The sequence below is a fragment of the Algibacillus agarilyticus genome (genome assembly GCF_003286125.1).
Classification (GTDB): Bacteria; Pseudomonadota; Gammaproteobacteria; order Enterobacterales; family Alteromonadaceae; genus Algibacillus; species Algibacillus agarilyticus.
The window spans coordinates 42,096-66,881 of sequence record NZ_QMED01000015.1 but is presented as its reverse complement, the minus strand read 5'-3'; the positions used below and the strand labels follow the sequence as shown (position 1 = coordinate 66,881).

Here is a 24,786-nt window from a genome sequence, read left to right as displayed (position 1 = left end):
TTTTACAAGCTGTATCATGGTTATGCAAAATCAATATTTAAAAATCACAACATTATTCAACTCACCCCAAAAAACAGGCCATGGCGTATAAACACTTGCGTTCAAGGATGTTTTTCTTTAATAACCCCCCAAAAGTAAGTGAGAACTGCATCACATTATTTTTTTAAATGACAATTTTTGTAAAAAAATAGGGAATAAATAAGTCTGCTGCTTCGTTATCTAAGTGACATTTAAATAAAACTAAAAGGTAACGACCATGATGAACTTAACTAAAATTGCTTTATTTGTAACGTGCACATTAACCGCTAATGCAGCAACGGCAAACGTGACAATTGAAGGTGAACAAACATCATCAACTCAGTCAACAAGCCAAATAGACAACAATCTAAATACCCGCTCTGATGCCCATACGGCATCATCAAATAACAACCAGTTAATGATGAATACACCTGCAGAGACAACTGAAACCGCGCCTGAAAATTCAGGCAATGTAGAAGACCCTCAAACTGAAAATGCATTAGCCGACGCAGAAACGCTAGATGAAACATCAAATGAAAACGATGACAACTCCAATGACAGTAACGATAGCACAGCGAATAATGACGGGGCGAATACTGAAACAAACACAGACTCAAATACAGAAACGAATACCCAAGGCCGCTCAATGTTTAGTAACTGGTTTAGCTTAAACAAAAAACCAGAAGATAAAAAAGAAACACCAACAGACGAAACAACGCCAACGGAAGAGCAAGACAAACCCAGCGATGAAACCACATCAAACGGTTTATTAAGTCGTAACGAAAACACCACAGAGACCAAAGGCCGCTCAATGCTCAGCAATTGGTTCGCCTTAGGTAAACCAGAAACGGAAGACCAACCCAAATATGAATCAAGTGAATCACCAACGACTAACGACAAGCCACAACAAGAAACAACCAAAGAGTCAGCGTCGGGAACACTCAACTTGGCGGCCCAAATGGATACCCAATCGCAACAAGCACAGGGGCGAAATGTAGTACAAGCCACATCAGAACAAATGCAAACAGCAACAACACATGCCATCGCACTCAGCACAGATGCGGCCACTGATATAACAAACACGGTGCAAACTGAACTACAAACGCAAGTCGATAGCGCGATGAGCACTAGCCTTGAGTTAAATGACACAGTGCAAACATCCGTTAATGCAACGGTTGAAAGTGTCGTGAATGGTGTCGTAAATGGTGCAGTAGAAGGCGCGATTGAAGGCGCTGCCAACACGCAAATACTGGATAGCATTAGTGCTAATACACAACAAGCGGTTGAGCAAAGTATCACAATGACTACCGAGCAAAACACTAACGAAAGCGTAAGTGAACAAGTGCAATCATCGGTTACCAGCGAAGTTGAAAGCGCAATTGAATTAACGCTTGCCAACTCAGTAGATAACTCAATTGAAGAAAGCAGCGCGCTAGACTTCTAAGGTTATCAGACGCCTTATGCCTCATAAGGCGTCGCTTTTCAAACGGTTAATTTTATACATAGCCCTCGTCACGCACAACGAATCCTCAACACCTGCGGAGTACCTTATAATGAACACTAAACTGACTAATACACTTGGCACATTAAGCCTACTGAGCTTATTAAGCTTTAATCCAGTTGCGCTTGCCAAAGCACCACAAGCCAATGCAGAGTTCAAAACAGGGATCGAGCATGACTCTAAGCTTAATATTGTTGAATTAGACCAAACAAGCGAAGTAGCCGACACCGCATTAACCTTAAACGCAAAAGCCAACATAAACTGGCAAGCAACCGATGCATTAACCTTAAAAAGTAGCTACAACTACAACTCAAAAAAATATAACCGATACGACGCTTTTGACCTACTCATTCAACAAGTATCTGTTGACGCCGAGTATGATTTTAACCGCTTTAGTTTAGGGGCAAGCTACCACTTTGCCGACGCCGAATTAGCGAGCAATGACTTTTTAACCTTACAACAAACTAGCTTGCACTACGCCACGTTGATCAAACATCAATACTATTTTAGAGTCGCGACGTTATACAAAGATAAAAAATTTGAAAATTTAGCCGATCGTAATGCCAATAATATCGGCTTAAGTGCCGATAGTTATGTGTTTTATAATAGCGCAAACACATTTATTACGTTTGGTATAAGTACAGAAGCAGAAAGTGCCGATACCGCTTTTTATGATTATGGGGCGATAGGTTTAAAAACAGGCGTATCACATAAATTTGCCTGGTTAAATTTAGATCATCAAGTGCAAGTTGGTTGGCGCTGGCTAGATCGCCAATACGACAACCTTGATCCAAGCCTTAACACCGAGCGTAACGATACTCGCCGCAATACAACGGCCGAATGGACATTACATTTTAACGACATGATCAGCGTTGTGAGTAAAATCGATGTAGGTCAACATGATTCAAACCTAGCTGCCGCTAACTACAACGAAACGGTGTCGTCTATTGGCTTAAAAGCGCAGTTTTAGAGCAACATAAATAATTCAGTAAAAATTCGAAATACAGCCCTATGTAAATAACGGGCTGTTTTTATTGGCAAAAAAACCAATCATGATTCTATAGTCTTCTCGCTCAGGTTTTAGGGTTCATTGTCAGCGCTTACTCGCCCGAGCATATGCTCATGGCGTCTCGAAGCTTGCCTGCATGGATGCAGGTAAGGGGCGAGAGCAGAACGCGGTAGCTTTGACGGCTTTGCTTACATGGATGTAAGTACTTCGGTTTCGTCTGGAACGAGAAGCCTGCCCCTAAAACCCGATCGCTTTGACTATATTCGTTAATGTTAAACGCCGTTATCGCACTTTTTAAGCAACAAAGGTGATCACTTATTAACGAATATCAGTATAAAACCATCCACGATAAATCAGTCATTTCAGATAGAGATTCAAGTTTTAGCTTTTAAACAGCAAATAATAATCACATAAATTGATGGTCAAAACTCACGGCTACGCCCATAATAGTCATATAGACTACAAAAAGAGAAAAGGGTAATTTAAAATATGTTTTATCAATATTTACTATCATTAAAAAGTATCAGCTATCGTGTATTTTTCTCAATCATCTTTTTGCTTAATTTACATGCACATGCCGCAACTGATTTTACGCAATTGCCAAGCAAACAATTTAACGTTTTACTCTTTACTAAAACGCAAGGTTGGCATCACAAAGCAATACCAACTGGAGTAAAAGCCCTACAAACATTAAGTGACAAACATCACTTCAACTTAATTTGGCACGAAGAAAGTCGCTACTTTAACGCAGATTTTTTAGCGAATGTTGATGTCATTGTTTTTTTGTCAACGTCGGGCGATATTTTAAACAACAAGCAGCAACAGGCCTTGCAAGCTTATATGCAAATGGGTAAAGGCTTTGTTGGTATTCATAGCGCATCCGACACCGAAGCCGATTGGCCCTGGTATCAGCAATTAATTGGGCATTCTTTTATTATTCACCCCACTATTCAAACGGCACAATTGAATGTGATTGATCCGACATTTCCGGGTATGCATTTTCCGACATCATCATTGTTCACCGATGAATGGTATGAATTTAGTCAGCCCAAGAGTCAAAATTTATATTATTTACTCACCGTCGATGAAAACAGTTACAACACACAGGCCGATTGGGGTGATAAAAAAGGTAAGGGTATGGGCGAATTTCATCCTATTGCGTGGTATCAATATTTTGCGGGTGGCCGCAGCTTTTACACAGCACTTGGGCATTTACCCGCCGTTTACGAAAACCCTGACTTTTTAAATCATATATATGGCGGTATATATTGGGCAGCAACCGGTCAAGGCATTAAAACAGTAAAGCCGCATAAAAATTAAGGCGAGAGCAAACCAAAGCCAAAAATAGGGTCATGCCCTGCACTCCGCAGATCAACCACCTAGCTGTGCAATACAGGCAAAAAATCATGAGGCGATTGATGTTTAGCACAAGCAACAAACGCACTCACAATTGGCGTTGCGATAGAGGTGCCGCTTTCACGTCCCCATTTGTTGCCCACTCTCGCGGTTAACACTGAGACACCAAAAGCGGCGTAATCAATGTGCTCTCCGCGATTAGACCAACGATAGCTTTGTCGCAGCTCGTCAACCGCGGTAGCTGTTATCACTTTTTGATAAACCGCAGGGTATAACGGCGGCGCAGCGGGGCCTTCATTACCAGCGGCCGCAATAATAGTGATATTTTTGTTTTGAACTTGAGTAACCACTTGGGCAAGTATCGGATTAGGTGGGCCTGCCAAGCTCATGTTAATAACACTCACTTGATTGGCTAATAACCATTCCAAACCATTTAATAAATTAAACAAGGTCGCGCCCTGCGCATAAGCAGTTTGTGAATGAAATACCGAAGCGGCAAACAATTTTGCATTCGGCAATAACGCTGGCTGTTCGGTGTTGTGACCGATCAATAAAGCAGCAACTGCCGTGCCATGCGCCTTAGGGGCCACATGCTCGTCGGCTAAAAAGTGCTGACTCGTAACTTGGCCTTTTTTAAAAGCGGGGTGAGTTAAATCAATTGCGGTATCAATCATACCAATTGATATAGGCGCTTGGAATACCGCATTAACCCGCAAACGAGCCGTATGATCCTTTATTTGTGCCGTGCTTTTTTTAGTTTCATGATGATTAGCTTGAGCACTGTACACATGATTACGCCCCAATTTTTCAAGCACACTCACCGGCAACACCAAACTTAATTGGTTAAATGAATCATAATCTTTTGCGGCTTTAAATTTAATTAACGTTAACGCAAGTTGCTCAAAACGCGACAGAGTCACCAAGCTAATCATATTTTCTTGGGTTAATAACGTGATCTGATTTAGCTCTTGATCGGTTACCATCACCAACCATTCTTGTTCAATCGCTCGCCAACCGTGCTCTACCTCAACTTCAACAAGCGGCTCGCCTTGCACACTCGGAATATTAACACGCCTCGGTAAATCAGCTAACGAACCTAAACTAGCAGCCGAAAACTGCTTACTTTGCTCTGCAATGCGCTCAAGCACCATTGCACGCTCGGCACTTTGTATGGTTTGGCTTATATTATTAATTTTATCGGTTAAGGGCTCAGTTAACGACGGCAAGCCATCATTTAATACCGGAGCATCCAATACATTCGCTTGCAAAAAAAACGTCGCGCAACTCAAAAGTAAACAAAATAATCTACAATAACGCATCCAACACTCTCACATATTAAACAGATATAACTATAAAACGTATCAACTCATATTAAATTCCCTTTTTTTAAAAAAATAGGGAATAAAATAAAAGCTGGCTCGTCTTCTTAGTGTAGAGGAGATAAATACATGAAAAAACAACTAACCACATTAATTCCCATGATCAGGCGTTTTGCCTTTTCGTTAACGGGTAATCAACATGATGCCGATGATTTATTACAAAATACCATCGAGCGAGTGCTCAGCAAAGGCGTACCTGCAGATGTTGATTTAAACAAATGGTTTTTTAAAATTTGTCGTAATTTATGGATTGATGAATACCGTTCACGCAAAGTGCGTCAAACGGCAACAACAGCTCCTGAACTCGCTGAAGAAACAATTGAAAGCACTGAAAAAGAACACGCAAGCCAAGCGAGGTTGGCCGAAATAAACACCGCGATGGACATTTTACCCGACGACCAACGCTCAATACTGTCTCTTGTAGCGATACAAGGCATGTCTTATAAAGAAGTAGCCGAAACGATGAGCGTACCCATCGGTACGGTTATGAGTAGATTAGCGCGCTAGAGCCAGTTTAAGTCAGTTTTTAAACCATGATTTGGGAGGAACGTCAGCATGAACATAAATGATGAAATGCTATCCGCTTTTTTAGATGCTGAATTACTCGAACCACAAATGGAAGCTATTCGCGCACAGCTAATTGAAAATGAGGCACTGGCCAATCGCTTAGCTGAATTAGCCATGGTTGATGAAGTGATCGCCGCACAATATGAAAAAATAAATACCCAACCGTTACCACAAGGTATAACCGATTTATTGGCATCGATACCCGATGAATCCAACGTGATAAACATGAATACGGCCAACAGCACAGGCAATACAACTAATACGTCGGTAAATGTCGTGTCACTCAATTGGTGGCAGCGCACACAACACGCAGCCAAAGAACATGTCGCTTTAGCCGCCAGTGTCGCGTTACTCGTCGGATTTACCGTGGCGAATGTTTTACCTCAAGCCGAGACTAATCAATGGTCACAAATAGCCAACGTGCTTAATCATAAAACCAGTGGTTCAGGTCAAGTCTTAAGCAATGGCGATATTATTAACCCCAAGCTGACATTTACTAATCAGCAAGGCCAATATTGCCGTCAATTTGATATTAAAACCTCGCAAAACATTCAACAAAGTATTGCCTGTCGCGTTAATAATGCCTGGCAATTAAGTGCGACGGTTTATCAAGACAAAGCCAATAACCAAGGTGAATATCAAACCGCCTCGGCTTCCGGCTTAATGCGTAATGCAATTGAATAAATGACCGCGGGTCAATTATATAACCAAAAAGCAGAAGCCCAAGCCATTAGCCAACAATGGCAAAAAAAGAGCGACTGAAAAGTAAGCCCGAAAAACAAGCGTAAAAAGACCTCTGCAGACATAAAAAGGTAGCGGTAAAATAACCATTAATCTAAACGCTAAAATCAATTTAGCATCGAGGTGTAATATGAATATTCGATTAGCAGCCACCCAACCATGCAATGTGTCATCTATTACGTTATCTATTACTTCATCTATAAAAACATCAATGGCGGCATCAATATGCGCCATTTTCTTTTTAATGTTAACCGGTTGTACCAATCAATCTATGTATAGACCCGCTTCACATTCAGGTTATGGTTACCAAGAAACGACCATTAGTGATGAACGCTACCGCGTACACTTTAAAGCACGTGGCGATAATCGCATTAAAGCAATGGACTTTGCTTTATTGCGCGCAGCAGAACTCACTCACCGCCAAGGGTTTGATTGGTTTATTGTGGTTTCGCGCGATACGTTAATTGATCGAGAAAATGCCAGCCCACGCAGTTCTATTTCGGCTCGTTCAGGCCATACAACAACACGCTCTTGTGGTTTACTCGGCTGCACAACCCAATCGAAGCCCAGCACACAGATGGGGATCGGTTTAAGTTTTGGTGATAGTAACCGTGAAATAGAGAGTATTTTAGAAATAAAAATGGGGCGCGGCGTACGTCCAGAGCAAATAGACAGCTACGAAGCCCGTGACATTATCGACAACCTTTATCGAAATTACGAACTAGATAGATAAATGGATAGATAGATAAATAAATGGATGAGTGAATAAAACAAGCAGTTTAAATCCCCCTAAGTCACTTGGGTAAGAAGGGTAAAAAAGAAGGTGGAAAGTTGGCCTATAAGCCGGGTTCTGTATCTCTTGCGAGCTGCAATCATTCGTCTAGGCCTTACATTGCTATAAGGCTCGAGCAACCTACCCGGTTCCAACGCGGGTCACGCCATATGGAACCCTATTTGGTCTTGCTTCGGGTGGAGTTTACCTGCCACAAACTGTTACCAGCTGTGCGGTGCGCTCTTACCGCACCCTTTCACCCTTACCTATCACGTAAACGCGATAGGCGGTCTCCTCTCTGCTGCACTTGTCGTCGGCTCACGCCGCCCAGACGTTATCTGGCACCCTACCCATCGAAGCCCGGACTTTCCTCCCCTTCACCCGTCTGCTTAACCACCGAAATGGTCAAACACAACGATAAAGCAGCGATTGCACGGCCAACTTTCCGCCGAGCATTGTAGTCTTCTGGCTAATTGTGTCAATGCTATTTTCTGATCATCTCACATACATTGCGTATCTAAGCGCATCTAATATGGCGATGAATAGCGTAATACCCTTATATTTATTGTGTTTATATAAATTCAAGATGCGTTTATCTTGTTTTATGTTCTTATTTTTCATGTGTTTAAAAAAACCGTAACCGTAATCGATTAAGGTGATTTTTTAAATTTCATCTATAATTAGTTAGATTAACACCTTGCTTTAAATAAACTTAAACCTCTATTTAAAATACAGATTGTAGTGTTTGGAGTCAGGATAAATGACGGAACACATAATTTCAGCTAATTTAAGCAGCACACAAAGTAGAATAAGGGGAGACTTAACCAGTTTTTTGCTGACGACCATAGATCAGCAAGGCGGTTTTTACGTGCTCTACGATGCAAAAGGCGAAGCCCTTCTGCACAGCATTAATTTACCCACCGAAGTCACGACCGATATAAAAAAACTATTTGCACGCAGTAAATCTGAGCGCACCTTTAATTCCCCCGCTCATCGTCACTTATCTTCCGAAGCGCATGGTTACAATATTTCGCTTAATGAAGTCTATTTTAAAGATGAAATGCATTTACTTTTAATCGGCTTTCCAGAAGAAAAACGCGTCAATGAGCTTTACAATGCTTTTCCGGTTGGGGTACTCAAAGTCGATTACGAATGGAACCTAAAATACTGTAACGTGCATTGCCCTAATCTACTTGGGCTAGGTGAAGACGAATTACATGGCAAACAATGGCTGAGTGCCTTTGACCAACAAAGCTTACATAAAATATTTGAGCACTTTTCTCAAAAAAAGGCACCACATGAAACCCATGATAACTTTAGGCTTATCGTCGAAATTGTAACGCCGCTTGGGCGCAAACGCACATTGTCATTAGCCGTTGACGAGCAATTAGATTTACGTGGCCATCAAATTAGCTACTACATTCTGATCCAAGACATCACCAGCGAATACAACGAGAGCGCTTATTTAAAATACCTTGCGCATCACGATACGCTCACGCAACTTAAAAACCGCTCTTCATTACTCGATGCAATGGAAGCTCTTCACGAAAAAGACAAAGTCGAAGACAGCGCCTTACTCTTCATTGATTTAGATAAATTTAAATACATTAATGATCATTACGGCCATAGCGTAGGCGATGAGGTTTTAAAAATAGTGGCACGCAGGTTAGAAAGTGCAACCCGCGACAGCGATATCGTAGCAAGACTCGGCGGTGATGAGTTCGTCATTATTTTAACGCGAGTCAGTAATGAAATTACCGCTTATAAACGCGCAAGTAATATTGTCGACGCTTTAAATCAACCCGCCTTGATAAACGATCAAGACATCATGATCAATACCAGCATTGGCTTAACCATGGGCAGCTCAGTGCTCAAAAAAAATTAACTAAACAAGAGAATGAAGCGCTAGATCACAAAAGCTTTGCTGAGGCTTGGCTAAACGCCTCTGATTCAGCCATGTATCAAGCTAAAGCCGATACTCAAAATCCAATTATTATCTATTCCGACGAGCTGTCGCATAAGATGAATCAATTTATTGATATTCAAAATGCGATCAACAGCTTACGTCAGCAACTTACAGCCCAAACTTATTTTCAACCTATCATTCAAAACAACAAAACCATTTCACTTGAAGCCCTTACCCGTTTTGATGATCCCGTATTACGAGACATACAGCAAACATTTAACTTAATCGGCCAACATAAGCATGGCAAAAGTATTTTATGGCAAATAATTGAACTGAATCTTGCAACCTATGGTGAGTTAAAACAAACGTTTAAAGGCGCAATACCGCATATCAACATCAACGTCGATATGGATTTAATGGAAGAAAGCACCTTTACCGAACAACTCAACCGTCTACTAGCCGAACATCACATTGCGGCAAAGCAGGTTTATCTTGAAATAACCGAAAGTGAAACCAGCAAAGCAATTGGTGACAGCGTATTTCAAACGCTCGATATTTTAAAATCGCTCGGTTACCGTATTTCGCTTGATGACTTCGGCACGGGTTACAGCTCAATAGAACGTGTAATGCGCCTTGGTTTTGACCAAATTAAAATAGATAAAATTTTTATTAATAATAACTTCTCTACCGAACAAAAATATACCGCGTTACAAGCAGCGGTTAATTTAGGCCGAGCACTCAACCTTGAATTACTCATCGAAGGAATAGAAACGCCTGAAGATCAAGCATTAGCCCAAAAATGCGGTATTTCTCTACTTCAAGGTTATTTCTTTGCCAAGCCAATGTCACTTAACGGCACTCTTCACTTTTTGGAACAAGAAAATGGACAATAATTCACTTACGCCACCAAGTCACATCATCGCTATTGGTGCTTCAGCCGGCGGATTAGAGGCGATACAAACCTTATTTGATTCATTACCCGATGATTTAGGGGTCGCTTATGTGTTAATTCAGCATCTTTCGCCTGATTTCAAAAGCATGATGAATGAATTGCTCAGTAAACATACACAAATGCCTTCACATCAAATAACCGAAGGTGAGCGATTACAAGCGAATACGATTTATTTAATGCCGCCGGGCAAATATATTCGCATGGTTGAGGCTCGGATATATTTGTCTGATCTGCCACCTGATAATCGTATCAATTTACCGATTAATGAATTTTTTCGTTCGTTATCTGAAGACAAACAAAATAAATCGATCGGTATTATATTATCCGGCACGGGATCCGACGGCAGCCGAGGCGCACAGGCACTTAAAGAAGTAGGCGCCCTTGTCATTGCACAAGACCCTGATGAAGCCCAATTTGATGGCATGCCAATTAACGCGATAAATTCAGGCGCCGTCGATTTTGTGTTAAAAACCTCAGAAATGAGTGAGCAAATCAGTAATTTTATTAATCACCCGCTGATTAGCAAAAAAGGCCAGCCGTTTAAATATCACTTATCAGAAAACGAAGCCGTGCTAAATGAAATACTCACCTTAGTGCATGATGAAACCGATCTCGATTTTAAAGTATATAAAGAATCCACCGTTGCTCGGCGTATTGAACACCGTATGAGCATCAACAATATAAAAACACTGCCTGAGTATCATCAGTATATTAAAAATAATTTAAAAGAAGTTTCGTTAATCAAACAAGATTTATTGATTGGCGTGACTCAATTCTTTAGAGACCAAGAAGTTTGGGATTATTTATACGATGAAGTCATAAAACCTTTAGTTTTACACCATGAAGATGACCCTATTCGCGTTTGGTGCGCAGGCTGCTCAACCGGCGAAGAGCCTTATACAATCGCTATGTTATTTAAAGCCGCCATGCAGGAGCTCAACTTAACCAGACAAGTTAAAATTTTTGCCTCTGACATTGACCAAAGTGCGGTTTCATTTGCGGCTAACGGTATTTACCCACCTAGCATTGCATCTGAAATACCACCCCGTTTATTTACTCATAATTTTATTCAAACATTGGAAGGAAATTATCAGGTCAGTAAAGAACTGCGCAGTTTTGTCGTGTTTGCTACACACAATGTGATCCAAGATCCACCGTTTTCAAACATGAACATGGTCACGTGTCGTAATGCGTTAATATATTTACAAACACCAGCACAGCAAAAAGCCATGGCGTTTTTCCATTTTTCCTTAAAATTAAAAGGCTTTTTACTGCTCGGTAGTGCCGAAACAACGGGGCACTTTGGTACCTATTTTGACTCTTACGAAAGCAAATATCGCTTATATCAAAAAAATAAAGATTTACGCATTCCGGTGCGTACAATCAATAAAGGCGGTTTAAAAACCAAATCGTATCAACCTAAATCATTACCGCAATACATAGCCCGTAATATTAAAGCAACCGATGCCCCACGCTCATTAAAGATTGGTTACGAGCGCATGTTAGAAGAATACATGCCACCTACTTTAATCTTTAATCTTTAATCTTTAATCTTTAATCTTTAATAAAAAATTAGTGCTTATTTATACATATGGCGATGCTTCACAATTTACCGCTAAAATACAAGCCGGCCATGTCACAAATGATATCGCTGATATCCTCAACCCTGAAATAGTCAGTCAAGCGATATCCGCTACGCATCAAACAGTGCGAGAAGGTAAAAGTGTTTTATTTAAACATGTTTATGAAGCCGAAGATGATGAAGGCGTCATCGAATCATGGTCATTAAAATGCTTTACTTTTAAAAGCAAAGCCCCCTCAGTTGAAGGTGATGTAGACTTAGTTGCGTTGTCGTTTTTACGTGATAAAGAGTTTGTATCAAGAGATGCTGAAGTAGAATACGATGTTGATCAGCAAGTCAAAAATCGTATTGCTGAGCTCGATATTTCACTTGTGGAATGCCAACGTTTATACCGCGAGACGTTAGAAGACCTCGATAGCACACGTGAAGAGCTGCAATCGAGTAACGAAGAGCTCATGGCCGCAAATGAAGAACTGCAGTCAACTAACGAAGAATTACAATCGGTTAATGAAGAGCTTTATACCGTTAACAGTGAATATCAGCAAAAAATAGTTGAACTCACCAGTATTAATAACGATTTAGAAAATTTACTTAAAGCCACGCGTTTGGCCGTTATTTTCTTAGATAAAGATTTACGCATTCGTCGTTTTACCGACGCAGTGAAAGAGTATATAAATGTTATTGATTTTGATGTTGAACGTTTACTGTTTGATTTAACCTTTAAATATGACTTTGAAGGATTAAACGAGATGATAGAGCGGGTCAATACAACCGGTAAAACCACATTAAAAAACTTTGATTTGGTTGATAATAAACGCGTTGAGATAAGCATCACCCCTTATCAACTCGAAACACAAAACAATGGCGTCGTTATATCAATTAGAGAGTTGTTGATCAGTGGATAAAATAATGAGCAATAACCTTGATCAAGCGCATTACCTAAAAGAAGAGCTCTACACCCTAATTCAAAACGATCCGCTTATTTTTGATTTTTTACAACAAAGTACGCTCGATGGTTTATGGTATTGGGATTTAAACGAGCCCGAGCATGAATGGATGAATCCACAATTTTGGCTTTTATTGGGTTATGACCCAGAAGAAATGCCGCATTTAGCGGCAGCATGGCAAGATATTATTTTTGCCGATGACCTTAGGCTCGCCAGTCATAATTTTCAACAACACTTAAATGATCCCAATCATCCCTACGATCAAATAGTTCGTTATCGACATAAAGACGGTTCTACCGTTTGGGTACGTTGCCGAGGCATTGCCATACACGATCAACACGGCAAGCCATTCAGAATGCTCGGCGCACATAACGATTACACGTTATTGATGGAAAAGCAGCAAGATGCCTTAAAAACGAAGTTAGACATCAGCCAAACTCAAAATGATGTCATTCATTTAAAAAATGAAAACCGTGAGCTCTCTATCAAGCAAGAAGGCATTATGCATCAGCTTAAAACCGGCGAACTCATTAATAGCCTTGAATTGATTCACCCCCCAGGTGCATTTTTAAATTTAATCCAGCAACATAGCAAACTGAGTGTCAAACTAAATACCCCTTTAACATTCGTTATTTTAAGCATCAAGAACATGCCGCATATTGAAAGTTCATTAGGGTCAGAGATTGGGATCGAAATACTTAATATAATTGCACGTATGCTACATAGTTTTTTTGACACCGCAATCATACGTCGGTTCGTTAATTCCGAATTGATTTTAGCCGACATAGGGGTTGAGGCAATAGAAACAGCGTCGATATTACAAGCACTGAGTCATGAGATTACAGCGTATCGCTGGCTTTCAATCACGCCACAAATTAGCTTGCGTGTAAACCATTACAACTTAACAGCGCAACTTAAAACCCAATCATCAGTTGATGATTTGATCATGCAAACCCATCAAGATGGTCAACACATACTTTAAATTGTTAGGATGGGTATAGCGAATAAACAGGCAATAAAAAAGGGGAGTTTAAAATTCAAAAAATGAAGTTAACCCGCTAATTGCCTGCGCAAGGGTTTGGTATCAATAAAAGTAAGCTCAACAAACCGACCCTCTTTAAATTGCAACTTATGCTCTCTTTTTTCATAAAACTCAAACACTAAATAGCCAAATATAATAAGTGACTTAAGTAATTCAAACGACTTTTCATGTTTACTATTTGCGTTATAACTTTGCATTAACCGCATATTCTGCGTTTTTGCATTAACTAAATGAAAAGGCGGAAGATCAGACGGGTCTGTCGAATTGTTTAGTGAATCGTTTAATGAATCGAGCAAACTGACCATCCGCTTTTGCTCTGTGTCATGATGACAATTAACTAATTGGTGTTGTACAAACTCACGACAAAAATAAGCATGCGTTTTATGATCGGGTATCGGCAATAACAAAGCACAAATGGCTTGTAACGCATTAAACTGTAACGGCGTAAATAAACAGTTTTGTTCTGTTTTTTGGATCGCCGTTACTTTTAATTGACTAGCACACGCAAACGCGGTGTTTAAGCGCTCACCGGCGGTGAGTGCAAACGTTGCACCACCGCCAATAGCAAAACTAAGTTGTCGTAATAAACGACGACGATCTACCAGTCTAAGATCAAACGACAACATAATTATTACTTCGCTGTTGCAGGTTCAGCAGCAACATCTTCAGCGGCAGCCGCTGCAGACGATCCGGCATTTTTCGTTTTACGGATATAAAAGAATAAGCCCGCAAACAAGAAAATAAGCGCAAACGGAAATAAGAACAAGTTCTGCAATACCGCTTGGCCCGCTACAAATTCAACTTGCTCAGCCGGTACATTAGCTTGCTCAGCCGCTTTTTGTGCAGAATCAATCCAATGACCAATAACAGGACTAAACATACTGACAGAGAACATGCCAACACCACCCGCAAGCGATAAACCTAATGCCCCTGTTTTTGGCGTGTATTCAACAACACAACCCAACATGGTAGGCCAAAAGTAGGTAACGCCAAGTGCGAACAGCAACGCAGCAACATAAACCATACCGCCACTTGCTTGGCTCATTAAAAAGATACCCGCAGCAGCTAACACGGCTGAACCTAATAAAATACCCGTCGGATTTAAACGATGCACTAACGGACCCGCATAAAAGCGGCCAATTGCCATTACACCCGTGATCATCGCTAAAATAATCATTGGTGATGCACCACTCGCACCTAAAATACGTTCAATCCATTGCTGTGTTCCTAACTCTGTAGTCGCCGTTAAGCCCATACAAAAAATAAGCACAATATATAAAGGTGATACTAGATTTTTAAGGTTGCCCAAAGTTGAGTTTTGTTGAAAATCGAACGTTGGGAACGTGCATTTCAACAACATAAAGCCATAGATGATGGTTGGGATCAGAATAAGCGATACCTGCCACTGCCAGCTAAAGCCAACACTCGTCATCGCTTGTGAGGCTAATGCCCCAATAACAATACCGCCCGGGAACCAAACATGGAACTTGTTCAACATTGTCGTTTTGTTTTTAGGATTTAAATCGGCAATTAACGGATTACAACCCGCTTCAACCGCACCATTTGCAAAACCAATCAGGAAGGTAGAAACCAGTAAAGTCCAAAAACCGCCCGCAAAGACGGTCATGATCAAACCAATAAAGTGACAAGCAAATGCTAAAATAATTAATTTTTTTGCACCGAGTGCGTTATACAACACACCACCAAAAATAGTCGCAATAGGAAAACCAAAAAAGGCCATACTATTTACCCAGCCAAGTTCTAAGTTGGTTAAGCCAAACTCAGTCCCTAACTGACCTAAAATCCCGGCACGAATCGCAAATGTCATTGCGGTTACGGTTAGTGCTAAACAGCACAGTGTAAAAATTCGATCTTTACTTAAAGTCGTCGTATTCATCATATTTTCTCTTATAAGCCCAAAATTTTATTATTTAAGGCGTGATCTTTTTCAACACCAGCAAAGTCATCAAATGCTTTTTCAGTTGGACGAATAATATGCTTATCAATAAATATCGCCCCTTCTGCTGCGCCATCTAACGGATGTTTAATACAACATTCCCATTCCATAACAGCCCAACCATCGTAACCATATTGAGTTAGCTTGCTAAAAATAGCGCTAAAATCGATTTGCCCATCGCCTAATGAACGAAAACGACCCGGTCGGTCTAACCAGCCTTGATAACCACCGTAAACGCCCGCACGACCAGATGGATTAAATTCGGCATCTTTAACGTGGAAAGCTTTAATGCGATCATGATAAATATCAATAAACGCCAAGTAATCTAATTGCTGTAAAACAAAATGGCTTGGGTCATACAAAATATTAGCGCGACAATGATTATTGGTCGCGTCTAAGAACATTTCAAAGCTCGCGCCATCATGTAAATCTTCACCAGGGTGTAATTCATAACAAACATCAACACCCGCAGCATCAAACGCATCTAAAATAGGTAACCAGCGTTTTGCTAACTCAGCGAACCCTTGCTCAACTAAACCAGCAGGTCGTTGTGGCCATGGGTAAACCGTTTGCCACAGTAATGCGCCTGAGAAGGTCGCGTGCGCATTTAAACCTAAATTAGCACTGGCTTTAGCGGCACACATCATTTGGTTAACGGCCCACTCTTGACGAGCAGATGGATTATTCTTCACTTTATCAGGCGCAAAACCGTCAAACATTTCATCATAAGCAGGATGAACAGCCACTAACTGGCCTTGTAAATGCGTAGACAATTCACTAATGGCTAAACCATGTTTAGCCGCAGTCGCTTGAACTTCTGCGCAATATTCCGTGCTTTCAGCCGCTTTTTCTAAATCAAAAATACGGGCATCCCATGTGGGTACTTGGATGGCTTTAAAACCTAAACCGCCTGCCCATTCACAGATGTCATTTAAATTATTAAAAGGCACTTCATCGCCCGCAAACTGCGCTAAAAAAATACCTGGACCTTGGATCTGTTTCATGATTATTCTCCTGCTAGATTAACGTTTGATAATAAAAAAGGATGCCATTTTTCAGAAGAATGACTCGCAGCAACCACATTTTCAATAAAGGCCATGCCTCTAATCGCCTCGGTAATACCCGGCGCATTGCCAACCACACCCTCAGCACTATTTTGCTCAAAGGTTCTAATTTGCTGGACAAATTGACCATAAATATTAGCAAAAGCTTCAATATAACCTTCTGGATGTCCTGCAGGTGTGCGCATCGCTTGTGTGGCGGCAGGGCTTAATTCACCAACACCCGCTCTAATCATTAAGCTAGGCTTATCATTGAACTTCATGATTAAAGTATTGGGCTCTTGCTGGCGCCACTCGAGTGCCGCTTTGGTACCATAAATACGAATGCTTAAGTTGTTTTCTTCACCCACTGAAATTTGGCTTGAAATTAATACCCCTTTAGCACCATTATTAAACTTAAGTAATACCGTTCCGTCGTCATCTAACGTACGACCATCAACAACCGAGGTTAAATCAGCACACAGCGCTTCAATTTTTAAATCGGTAATGTGTTCAGCTAAATTAGCGGCATGTACACCAATATCGCCCATACAACAACTAGCCCCTGCACGAGCTGGGTCTAAACGCCAGCTGGCTTGCTTACCCGCTTCGCTGTCTTTATCGGCTAACCAGCCCTGGCTATATTCAACAACAACTTTTACAACATCACCAAGCTCACCCGCAGCAACACGATGATGCGCTTCTTTAACCATTGGGTAACCGGTGTAAGTATGCGTTAAGCCATATAAGCGGTTATTCTGTTTAACAATTTCGGCGAGTTCATTAACTTCATCTAACGTTAACGTTGCAGGCTTATCAGACATCACATGAAAGCCACTTTGTAAAGCCGCTTTCGCTACCGGGAAATGTAAATGATTCGGCGTAACAATAGAAACAAACTGCATACGCTGGTCTTCCGGTAACTTCGCTTCTTCGGTAAACATTTCGTTAAAGTTTGCATAACAACGTGAAGCATCAACGTTTAAAGCCATACCGGTATTTAAACAATTTTGATGGCTTGAGCTAAAGGCACCACAAACAAGCTCAATCTCACCATCTAAAAATGCGGCTGCACGATGAATGTTACCAATAAAAGCACCTTGGCCACCGCCAACCATACCCATTCTTATTTTTCTATTTTTAATATCTTGCGTCATGTTTAGCCCAACTCGCGTAAAATTTGTTAAAAAATCATTACAAATTATATAGCGCAGCTAAAGGTTTCAATATGAATAAATCGGTTTATAATGTAACGATTTCGGCGTTACCTAATAGATAACGAATAGAGAAAGAGCGAAAAAGTGCGAGAAAGTGATAATGGCAACTTTAAATCGAAAGATTTTAGACGAGTTAAATGTTAAGCAACTTATCGAAGTGTTTGATCTTGTTACAGATATTCTATTTTGGATAAAAGATACACAAAGTAGACTGGTCTTTGTCAACAATCTTTTTATAGAACATTTCGATTTAAAATCGCCGGCAAACGCCTACGGTAAAACCGATTTAGAGTTTTGCCCACCGCATTTAGCCCAGCAGTATATGGCTGACGATCAAAAAGTGTTAAAAGGCGAACCCATAACACACCGACTAGAAATGAATATAAATCATGAAAATGGTTTTGCTTGGTTTTCGACGTCTAAGCGAATATTAAAAGATAACACAGGCGAAGCTATTGGCACTTACGGGATCACCCGCCATTTTCAAAAATCATCACAAGAGCTCGCAACCTTTGATGCTATCCGAATCCCGATTGAATACATCAGAAATAACTTTCGCAGTAACATCGCACTTAAAGATTTAGCAGAACGTTCACATTTGTCTGTCAGTGCGTTAGAACGTCGTTTTAAAAAACACCTCGCGAAAACGCCAACTCAATTTATTAATGAAGTTAGATTAAAAAGTGCGCGCTGGTTATTACTCGAAACCGACACGCCCATATCCGAAATAGCGTTTGATACGGGTTTTAGCGATCACAGCTATTTTACCAAGCAATTCAAACGCTATTTTGGCATTCATCCCAGTAAAATGCGTGAACAGGCACATAAACAAAAATCAGCTTGATTCGGCTTTTTAGTTCGGTGTTAATGCTCGTGTGGTGGCAAAGTTAAAAAGAAAGACGGAACCTTGAAAATAAAAAACGGAGCAGGATTCAAACCTTTTTATATGAAAACTGTTCTAAAAAAACAGCTTAAAATTAAACCGTATCGGCTTTAGGCTCTGTCGGAATAACAGGTACTGGGCCTTGCAAGTTTAAATTCTTTTTTGGCTCTTTTAACAAGATCCCTTTTTTCAATAACAGTTTATGTAGTCGTTTTTGTAATTTAGTTTCTACATGACAGCCTTTTGCGGCACGAACCTGTTGATCTTCATCAAAGTGACACTGCACCAACAAACTCCCCGGAAAACAATCAAACTGAACGGTATGACTTAAATGGCTATACCCTTCAACCAATTTTGCCTCTTCATCAATAATCGTCAATGCGGCTAATAGCTTGTCGTTTAAACGCTGGCAAATCTTACTCATTTTCATATTTTATAACTCACTTAATACTCTGATATTTCACAATAATGTAGACTGGTTTAACGACGTAGCCGCGTAAGCAGGAAAAGATATAACCCAAATACCGGCACATAAAACGGTGACTTACGTCGCTTCACACCTAAACCACCATGACTATAAATCGTCTAACCCCAGTAACTTATTAGCTTGTTTAACCAATTCTTCATCCAATGGCGGCGGTGTTAAATCAACGTCTTGCGCCAACAATTGTGTAATGATTTTTAAGGCATTTAAGCGGGTTTGTTTTTTATTATTCGCATTTAATACCTGCCAATTTGCCGCGATAGTACTCGTGTGTTTAAACATTTTATTAATCGCTTTTTCATAGTTTGGCCATTGCTCACGGTTGCGTAAATCTTCTTGCGTTAATTTCCAATGTTTTTGCGGATTGTGCAAGCGTTCGACAAACCGCTTGAGTTGTTGCTCTGGCGATATATGCAAAAATAGCTTAATAATAACGACACCATCATCGGTTAATAGGCGTTCAAATTCATTTATTTCTTGATACGCACGCTGCCATTGCGGCTTACTTGCAAAACCTTCAACTCGTTCAACCAATACCCGACCATAATAACTGCGATCAAAAATAGCGATTTGCCCAGCTTTTGGTAACTTAGTTTGAAAACGGTATAAATAATGTCGACTTTGCTCATCGGCCGTGGGCGCTGCGATCGGATGCACCATAAAACCACGAGGATCGAGTTTTTCAGTTAACCGGCGGATAACGCCGCCTTTACCACTGGCATCCCAACCTTCAAACACAATAATAGCGCGTCGGCCTTGCTGAAAATAGGCTTGCTGGATCAGTAACAATTGATATTGCAGATCAGTCAATTGCTGATAGTAATCAGCGTCGTTTTCAAACGAAAGGCTAGACTCATTATCTTGCACAGCCGTTAACGTTGGCGAGGGCTTTAAGCGTTTAATTTTTGATGGTGAATACATGCTCATTCCACATTAAATTGTATAAACTCAGTTTAGCAAAAAACCAAGCAATCATAACGCTCTAAAAAGTTAACGAGGCAGAGGCGTTAACAAGCGGCTATAACACCGCTAAATAATGTGTATTGATGACTTAAACATAATATTGTTTAATGATATCGGCGATATCTGGCATGTTTATGTTTTTGCGCATTAATGCAGCTGGCAATATAACTAACGCGCCTTCTTCAGGGCTTTGTGCTAAACGACCATGGCTGCCTTTAATCATGTCGGCCTGCAACGGGATCACATCCATTAACATTCTAAAGCCCAGCTTTTTCTGAATTAATCGCCAGATCACACGCGCCATGGGTAACGTTAATTTGGGATCAACAAACATTTCAGCAGGGTCATAACCCGGCTTGCGATGTATATCAACCGTTGATGCAAAATCGGGCGCTTTTTTATCATCTAACCAGTAATAATAGGTAAACCAACGATCGGGTTCGGCAATAACAATTAAATCACCCGCGCGTTCGTGATCAACATTAAACTGTTGTTTTTCATCCGCATCAAGTACTTGTGCAATACCAGCCGTTTGGCTGAGCAATGTTTTGACTTGTTGCTTTAAGCTCGCATCGTTTATATACACATGCGCCACTTGATGATCGGCAACCGCAAAGGCTTTACAAGCGCCTGGGTCAAGCATTTCCCAAGTTAAAGAGTCACGAATGGTGATGTAACCGGCTTCACGCAGTATGCGATTAATATGGATAGGCTGACTAACCTCATTCATTCCGTATTCTGATACGATCGCCACATCGGCACCCGCAGCTTGATAAAAATCGATCAACTCCCCCACGACGGCGTCAATAGCTTGTAATTCAATCGCGACGGATGGATCGCTTGGCCCTACTTTTTGCAAGCAATAATCAAGGTGCGGTAAATACACAAGTTGTAAATTAGGCTGATTTTTGCTGAATTCAATCATAGCCGCCTTAGCTATCCATTGGCTTGATTGTATGCCCGCTTTGGGTCCCCAGAAGTTAAAAAAGGGAAATTGACCAATTTCACTTTCAATAGATTGATGCAAGCCGTTTGGAGTGGAATATAAATCTATAATTTTTCGACCATCCGCCGGATAATGTGGGCGCGGTGTAATAGAATTATCCACATTGGCGTACATGTTGTACCACCAAAATAATTTTGAACATTTAAAGGCCGGATCCGCGCTTTTAAGGTGATCCCAAACTTTGTCGCCTTGTACCAATTTATTTGATTGCTTCCAAAACATGACTTCGGCAAAATCACGTTCGTACCAACCATTACCCACAATGCCATGATGTTGAGGTTGCACCCCAGTCAACATAGACGCTTGCGCTGTCGTTGTCACCGCCGGAAAAACTTCCCCCATAGGGCTTACTTCATTTTGGGCAATATAGCGATTTATGTTAGGCGTGTTTTCGCCTAAGAGTGAAACACTTAAACCGACAACATCCAGTACAACTAATTGTTTATTTTTTTGCATAATTTACTCAGAAAAAAGGCGACAAACACACGCCTATTTTTTATGTTTGCTTGGCGCTAATAAATCAAGGTCGTTTAACACATTTGCTAACCACGCATGCTCTCGACTTAATCCCGTTATTAAATCATCATTGGTTTTAGGCCTGAGCTGATCAGGCAAAACATGCCATGTGTAAGTTTCGATCTCGATATGTGGCTTGTGCGAAAACAAAGAAATAGCACTAAAAAAAGTTTGAATAGCAGAACATGTATTAATGAGTACACACTCACTGGGATCACTCGTTTCATTGGCTTCACGAGCAACCACATCGCTGCTTTGGATCGGCACATGATAATGAATAAACCACGGCGCTTCTCTTGGAAAATACGCATCCGCTAAAGCAATCGATAAGTCATCACAAAAAATCAACTCACCTTGCTGGTTATATGTTGTAACTTGGTGCAAATATTTTGGTTCGGCAAAATGTTGTAAGGTGGTTAACATTTTATCGGGCTCAGGCGCTATTAAAGCAGCAGACACTTGAACTTTACCAATAATAATATCGGCAGCGTTGATTCGTGCTAATACATCGGCAATATCTTCTTGCATCACCGCTTGATGGCAAACATCGAAACATAAACCTAAATAACGCGACAACAGAACAGTATCAACGTCCATTTCTTTGCAAGCGCGCGGTAAATCTTGATGAAACAACGCAATCACTTGATCGGTCGTTTCGAGCACACAACCTGGTTCCATTTCTAAGCAAAGGCGGATCCGCTTACCACATTGCTGCTCAAGGTGAGCCGCGTGCAAACAATATTGAACTAATTTTAAGCAAGCCTGATGAGTTAATTCCGGTGTCCAGTGATGACGATAGCCTAAAGGCAACGTAGATATAGTGCCTTCTACCTCGTCGTCGGGTAGTAGCTGCGCAAGCAACGTAGCCAGTTGTTGTGTGTAATCTAAACGAGCCGCTTGCGCCCAAGTGGGTAAATAAACCGCCTCTTTCACTACCGGTTGATGAAAATTATGTTGTGGAAATCCATTAAGCGTAACCGCTTTTAACCCCGAATCGGCCAGCGTATTTTTCAACCTGAGCAAAGCATCAGGTTGCATATATTCAATTGCCGCCGCTTCACATAACCACAACCCCGCATTGAGCGAGGCAAGTTGGGTATGTTCGCGCACCTCACGGGTTATCGCCTTAATATTACTTTCTATTTCAGCGGCTGTGATCCCAGGATGCACATTAGCGCAGTAAGCAATTTCGTCGGCGAGCCATTGCATTATTTTTCAACCACCGGTGTTTGACCGCGTAAAGCTGAGTTTTCTTCATACAATTTGGTTTGATCAATTAAAGGTCGCGTTACTTCTTCAATGCTAATACGGCCGCTTTGAGCAAAAAAGTTAATGGGATTCGCAAATAATACTTTTTCGACATCTTGTTCAGTAAAGCCAGACTGCAACATAGCGGTGCCCACTTTAGGTACTTTGAGCGGATCACTAACTCCCCAATCGGCAGCGCTATTAACCATCATTTTGTTAGTACCATAACGCTTTAAGATATCAATCATGCGGCTTTCAGACATTTTAGTTTCAGGGTAAACAGAATGCCCAGTCCAAACACCAGCTTCGATTGCCATTTCAATCGTGATTTCGTTTAAGTGATCAACCACAACCATTTCAGGGTCAATGCCAATTTCTTTAACTAAGGCGAGTGTACGCTTGGTACCTTCAACTTTGTCTCGATGTGGGGTATGCACCAACACGGGTAATTCAAATTCTTTTGCCATTTCGAGTTGCTCGGCAAAAAAGCGCTCTTCCGTTGGGTTGATATCGTCATAACCGATTTCACCCACCGCCACAACACCGTCTTTAGCCATGTAACGCGGTAACACTTTCATGACCTCTTCGGCTAATTCTTTATAATTTGCTTCTTTGGGGTTTAACCCCATCGTACAGTAATGACGAATACCAAACTGACTGGCACGAAAACGCTCCCAACCAATGAGCATGTCAAAATAATCAATAAAAGTGCCGACATTAGTTCGGGGTTGACCTTGCCAAAAAGCAGGTTCAACCACACCGATAACTCCTGCTGCGGCCATGTTTTGATAATCGTCGGTTGTGCGCGAAACCATATGAATATGCGGTTCGAAGTATTTCATGTTATTCACCGTTTGAAAGTTGTTTTGTTTTATTTATAAGCGCTAAAATCTGAGCATTAGATTCTTGCGGATGGTGAGTTTCTATTCGTTCAATTAAACTAGGGTTTGTCGCCAACTGCTGCAACAAAGCCGTCAACACAAAGTGACGATGGGCTTCATCATCACTGATTAAATACGTTTGAAAAATTTCAAATGCGTCATCAACATCGACAATACGGATCGCTAACCAAATCGTTTTAGGTAAAGGGCGACTCGCGGCAATGCGTTCACGTAAAAAATCGTATGTCATGCGCGATAGCGATTCATTAGTGCGCTCTGCTAAGCCTTGTACTCTGTCGATATCAAGCCCCATAAACAATGACTTTAACACCATTTGGTTAAATTCATGTTCAGGAAAATAACGCGCAGGAAACGGGTTATTAAAAGCAATTGTACTCATCATCGTCGACATATTCGTACGGCATGCATCTAGCGCCAGTTCGATTAAGTCACCTTGCTGATCGACAAAGCATAAACCTCGGATAATCGTTTCTTTTTCGTGCTCATCACCTTGTTGATAAGCACGCATAATCAACGAGACTTCATCGCCTAAATAAGTTTCTGTTGCCTTTTGTAACAGTACGATACGGGCAACATCATCCGTATACCAGTGACTTAATTCAGGGTGCGTTATTGATATATGACCCATCTTACGACGCGCCATAGCCAGTGGAATATCGAGCAAGTTTAAATCAGCGTTAATGTTAGCTAACGCCGTTAACTTTTTATCAAACCATTGCCATTCACCGTCTGCGCTGTGTTGCTTTAAAACATCAAGTAAATTTATCGTCATTTGCGTCATATCGATTGATTACTGTC

The 24,786-nt window shown here is 40.9% G+C and carries 23 protein-coding genes and 1 other RNA gene; 12 read left to right on the top strand and 12 right to left on the bottom strand.

Features of this window, described 5'->3' with window-relative positions:
• Positions 1-256: 256 nt before the first annotated feature.
• From DPX34_RS12770 to DPX34_RS12760, 3 genes are all read left to right on the top strand, one after another.
• Positions 257-1,462 (top strand): hypothetical protein, encoded by a 1,206-nt coding sequence (locus DPX34_RS12770; RefSeq protein ID WP_111978818.1) that lies wholly within the window; start codon positions 257-259, stop codon positions 1,460-1,462.
• A gap of 109 nt (positions 1,463-1,571) precedes the next feature.
• Complete coding sequence (locus DPX34_RS12765; RefSeq protein WP_111978817.1) at positions 1,572-2,489, top strand: hypothetical protein; 918 nt, start codon at positions 1,572-1,574, stop codon at positions 2,487-2,489.
• Between the two features lie 528 nt (positions 2,490-3,017).
• Entirely contained in the window at positions 3,018-3,848 is an 831-nt protein-coding gene (locus DPX34_RS12760) for a ThuA domain-containing protein (RefSeq protein ID WP_111978816.1), read from the top strand.
• Between the two features lie 59 nt (positions 3,849-3,907).
• On the opposite strand, the gene DPX34_RS12755 is transcribed toward DPX34_RS12760, so the two are convergent.
• The gene (locus DPX34_RS12755) at positions 3,908-5,152 is read right to left on the bottom strand and encodes a S8 family serine peptidase (protein ID WP_157964719.1); all 1,245 of its coding nucleotides are present in this window, start codon (positions 5,150-5,152) and stop codon (positions 3,908-3,910) included.
• A gap of 180 nt (positions 5,153-5,332) precedes the next feature.
• On the opposite strand from DPX34_RS12755, the gene DPX34_RS12750 reads away from it, so the two are divergent.
• From DPX34_RS12750 to DPX34_RS12735, 3 genes are all read left to right on the top strand, one after another.
• Positions 5,333-5,770, top strand: a complete 438-nt coding sequence (locus DPX34_RS12750; protein WP_111978814.1) for an RNA polymerase sigma factor — start codon at positions 5,333-5,335, stop codon at positions 5,768-5,770.
• 48 nt (positions 5,771-5,818) lie between these two features.
• Positions 5,819-6,514 (top strand): anti-sigma factor family protein, encoded by a 696-nt coding sequence (locus DPX34_RS12745; RefSeq protein ID WP_111978813.1) that lies wholly within the window; start codon positions 5,819-5,821, stop codon positions 6,512-6,514.
• 187 nt (positions 6,515-6,701) lie between these two features.
• Positions 6,702-7,304 carry a CC0125/CC1285 family lipoprotein gene (locus DPX34_RS12735; protein ID WP_157964718.1) on the top strand — a complete coding sequence of 201 codons (603 nt, stop codon included), beginning with the start codon at positions 6,702-6,704 and terminating at the stop codon, positions 7,302-7,304.
• A gap of 90 nt (positions 7,305-7,394) precedes the next feature.
• On the opposite strand, the gene rnpB is transcribed toward DPX34_RS12735, so the two are convergent.
• Positions 7,395-7,788, bottom strand: an RNA gene (gene rnpB, locus DPX34_RS12730) — RNase P RNA component class A.
• Positions 7,789-8,103: 315 nt separating this feature from the next.
• On the opposite strand from rnpB, the gene DPX34_RS12725 reads away from it, so the two are divergent.
• The 5 genes from DPX34_RS12725 (at position 8,104) to DPX34_RS12710 (ending at position 13,712) form a co-directional block, all read left to right on the top strand.
• Positions 8,104-9,228 carry a sensor domain-containing protein gene (locus tag DPX34_RS12725; protein ID WP_111978810.1) on the top strand — a complete coding sequence of 375 codons (1,125 nt, stop codon included), beginning with the start codon at positions 8,104-8,106 and terminating at the stop codon, positions 9,226-9,228.
• Between the two features lie 71 nt (positions 9,229-9,299).
• Positions 9,300-10,142 (top strand): EAL domain-containing protein, encoded by an 843-nt coding sequence (locus DPX34_RS12720; protein WP_111978809.1) that lies wholly within the window; start codon positions 9,300-9,302, stop codon positions 10,140-10,142.
• Positions 10,132-11,745 carry a chemotaxis protein CheB gene (locus tag DPX34_RS22035; protein WP_232824730.1) on the top strand — a complete coding sequence of 538 codons (1,614 nt, stop codon included), beginning with the start codon at positions 10,132-10,134 and terminating at the stop codon, positions 11,743-11,745. The genes DPX34_RS12720 and DPX34_RS22035 overlap by 11 nt, the downstream gene beginning before the upstream one ends.
• Before the next feature lie 31 nt (positions 11,746-11,776).
• Entirely contained in the window at positions 11,777-12,688 is a 912-nt protein-coding gene (locus DPX34_RS22030; RefSeq protein ID WP_232824729.1) for a PAS domain-containing protein, read from the top strand.
• 4 nt (positions 12,689-12,692) lie between these two features.
• Complete coding sequence (locus tag DPX34_RS12710; RefSeq protein ID WP_111978808.1) at positions 12,693-13,712, top strand: PAS domain-containing protein; 1,020 nt, start codon at positions 12,693-12,695, stop codon at positions 13,710-13,712.
• Between the two features lie 68 nt (positions 13,713-13,780).
• Here DPX34_RS12710 and DPX34_RS12705 read toward each other — a convergent pair whose 3' ends face one another.
• From DPX34_RS12705 to DPX34_RS12690, 4 genes are read right to left on the bottom strand one after another with little or no spacing between them, the layout of a single operon-like run.
• Positions 13,781-14,398, bottom strand: a complete 618-nt coding sequence (locus tag DPX34_RS12705; RefSeq protein ID WP_111978807.1) for a gluconate 2-dehydrogenase subunit 3 family protein — start codon at positions 14,396-14,398, stop codon at positions 13,781-13,783.
• Between the two features lie 5 nt (positions 14,399-14,403).
• The gene (locus tag DPX34_RS12700) at positions 14,404-15,669 is read right to left on the bottom strand and encodes an MFS transporter (RefSeq protein ID WP_111978806.1); all 1,266 of its coding nucleotides are present in this window, start codon (positions 15,667-15,669) and stop codon (positions 14,404-14,406) included.
• A gap of 11 nt (positions 15,670-15,680) precedes the next feature.
• Complete coding sequence (locus DPX34_RS12695; RefSeq protein ID WP_111978805.1) at positions 15,681-16,733, bottom strand: sugar phosphate isomerase/epimerase family protein; 1,053 nt, start codon at positions 16,731-16,733, stop codon at positions 15,681-15,683.
• Positions 16,734-16,735: 2 nt separating this feature from the next.
• Positions 16,736-17,926: a Gfo/Idh/MocA family protein gene (locus tag DPX34_RS12690; protein ID WP_111978804.1), complete on the bottom strand. Its 1,191-nt coding sequence runs from the start codon at positions 17,924-17,926 to the stop codon at positions 16,736-16,738.
• A 160-nt stretch (positions 17,927-18,086) separates the two neighbouring features.
• On the opposite strand from DPX34_RS12690, the gene DPX34_RS12685 reads away from it, so the two are divergent.
• Positions 18,087-18,830 (top strand): AraC family transcriptional regulator, encoded by a 744-nt coding sequence (locus tag DPX34_RS12685; RefSeq protein WP_111978803.1) that lies wholly within the window; start codon positions 18,087-18,089, stop codon positions 18,828-18,830.
• 133 nt (positions 18,831-18,963) lie between these two features.
• On the opposite strand, the gene DPX34_RS12680 is transcribed toward DPX34_RS12685, so the two are convergent.
• From DPX34_RS12680 to DPX34_RS12655, 6 genes are all read right to left on the bottom strand, one after another.
• Complete coding sequence (locus DPX34_RS12680; RefSeq protein ID WP_157964717.1) at positions 18,964-19,293, bottom strand: Fis family transcriptional regulator; 330 nt, start codon at positions 19,291-19,293, stop codon at positions 18,964-18,966.
• Positions 19,294-19,443: 150 nt separating this feature from the next.
• Positions 19,444-20,274: a polyphosphate kinase 2 family protein gene (locus DPX34_RS12675; RefSeq protein WP_232824728.1), complete on the bottom strand. Its 831-nt coding sequence runs from the start codon at positions 20,272-20,274 to the stop codon at positions 19,444-19,446.
• Positions 20,275-20,404: 130 nt separating this feature from the next.
• On the bottom strand, positions 20,405-21,778 hold the full coding sequence (locus DPX34_RS12670; protein ID WP_111978800.1) for an alkaline phosphatase family protein: 1,374 nt from the start codon (positions 21,776-21,778) through the stop codon (positions 20,405-20,407).
• Between the two features lie 33 nt (positions 21,779-21,811).
• A complete protein-coding gene (eboE, locus tag DPX34_RS12665) occupies positions 21,812-23,047 on the bottom strand; it encodes a metabolite traffic protein EboE (RefSeq protein WP_111978799.1) in 1,236 nt (411 codons plus the stop codon).
• Positions 23,047-23,928 (bottom strand): TatD family hydrolase, encoded by an 882-nt coding sequence (locus DPX34_RS12660; RefSeq protein WP_111978798.1) that lies wholly within the window; start codon positions 23,926-23,928, stop codon positions 23,047-23,049. Before DPX34_RS12660 ends, eboE begins: the two co-directional genes overlap by 1 nt.
• 1 nt (position 23,929) lies before the next feature.
• Positions 23,930-24,769, bottom strand: a complete 840-nt coding sequence (locus tag DPX34_RS12655; RefSeq protein ID WP_157964716.1) for an EboA domain-containing protein — start codon at positions 24,767-24,769, stop codon at positions 23,930-23,932.
• Between the last annotated feature and the right edge of the window lie 17 nt (positions 24,770-24,786).

Coding starts and splice junctions, on each gene's coding strand:
- DPX34_RS12675 (WP_232824728.1), bottom strand. CDS start 20,274: ATGTATTCACCATCAAAAATTAAACGCTTAAAGCCCTCGCCAACGTTA.
- DPX34_RS12670 (WP_111978800.1), bottom strand. CDS start 21,778: ATGCAAAAAAATAAACAATTAGTTGTACTGGATGTTGTCGGTTTAAGT.
- DPX34_RS12680 (WP_157964717.1), bottom strand. CDS start 19,293: ATGAGTAAGATTTGCCAGCGTTTAAACGACAAGCTATTAGCCGCATTG.
- DPX34_RS12725 (WP_111978810.1), top strand. CDS start 8,104: ATGACGGAACACATAATTTCAGCTAATTTAAGCAGCACACAAAGTAGA.
- DPX34_RS12685 (WP_111978803.1), top strand. CDS start 18,087: ATGGCAACTTTAAATCGAAAGATTTTAGACGAGTTAAATGTTAAGCAA.
- DPX34_RS12720 (WP_111978809.1), top strand. CDS start 9,300: ATGTATCAAGCTAAAGCCGATACTCAAAATCCAATTATTATCTATTCC.
- DPX34_RS12690 (WP_111978804.1), bottom strand. CDS start 17,926: ATGACGCAAGATATTAAAAATAGAAAAATAAGAATGGGTATGGTTGGC.
- DPX34_RS12655 (WP_157964716.1), bottom strand. CDS start 24,769: ATGACGCAAATGACGATAAATTTACTTGATGTTTTAAAGCAACACAGC.
- DPX34_RS12770 (WP_111978818.1), top strand. CDS start 257: ATGATGAACTTAACTAAAATTGCTTTATTTGTAACGTGCACATTAACC.
- DPX34_RS12765 (WP_111978817.1), top strand. CDS start 1,572: ATGAACACTAAACTGACTAATACACTTGGCACATTAAGCCTACTGAGC.
- eboE (WP_111978799.1), bottom strand. CDS start 23,047: ATGCAATGGCTCGCCGACGAAATTGCTTACTGCGCTAATGTGCATCCT.
- DPX34_RS12710 (WP_111978808.1), top strand. CDS start 12,693: ATGAGCAATAACCTTGATCAAGCGCATTACCTAAAAGAAGAGCTCTAC.
- DPX34_RS12705 (WP_111978807.1), bottom strand. CDS start 14,398: ATGTTGTCGTTTGATCTTAGACTGGTAGATCGTCGTCGTTTATTACGA.
- DPX34_RS22035 (WP_232824730.1), top strand. CDS start 10,132: ATGGACAATAATTCACTTACGCCACCAAGTCACATCATCGCTATTGGT.
- DPX34_RS12750 (WP_111978814.1), top strand. CDS start 5,333: ATGAAAAAACAACTAACCACATTAATTCCCATGATCAGGCGTTTTGCC.
- DPX34_RS12660 (WP_111978798.1), bottom strand. CDS start 23,928: ATGAAATACTTCGAACCGCATATTCATATGGTTTCGCGCACAACCGAC.
- DPX34_RS12745 (WP_111978813.1), top strand. CDS start 5,819: ATGAACATAAATGATGAAATGCTATCCGCTTTTTTAGATGCTGAATTA.
- DPX34_RS12760 (WP_111978816.1), top strand. CDS start 3,018: ATGTTTTATCAATATTTACTATCATTAAAAAGTATCAGCTATCGTGTA.
- DPX34_RS12735 (WP_157964718.1), top strand. CDS start 6,702: ATGAATATTCGATTAGCAGCCACCCAACCATGCAATGTGTCATCTATT.
- DPX34_RS12695 (WP_111978805.1), bottom strand. CDS start 16,733: ATGAAACAGATCCAAGGTCCAGGTATTTTTTTAGCGCAGTTTGCGGGC.
- DPX34_RS12700 (WP_111978806.1), bottom strand. CDS start 15,669: ATGAATACGACGACTTTAAGTAAAGATCGAATTTTTACACTGTGCTGT.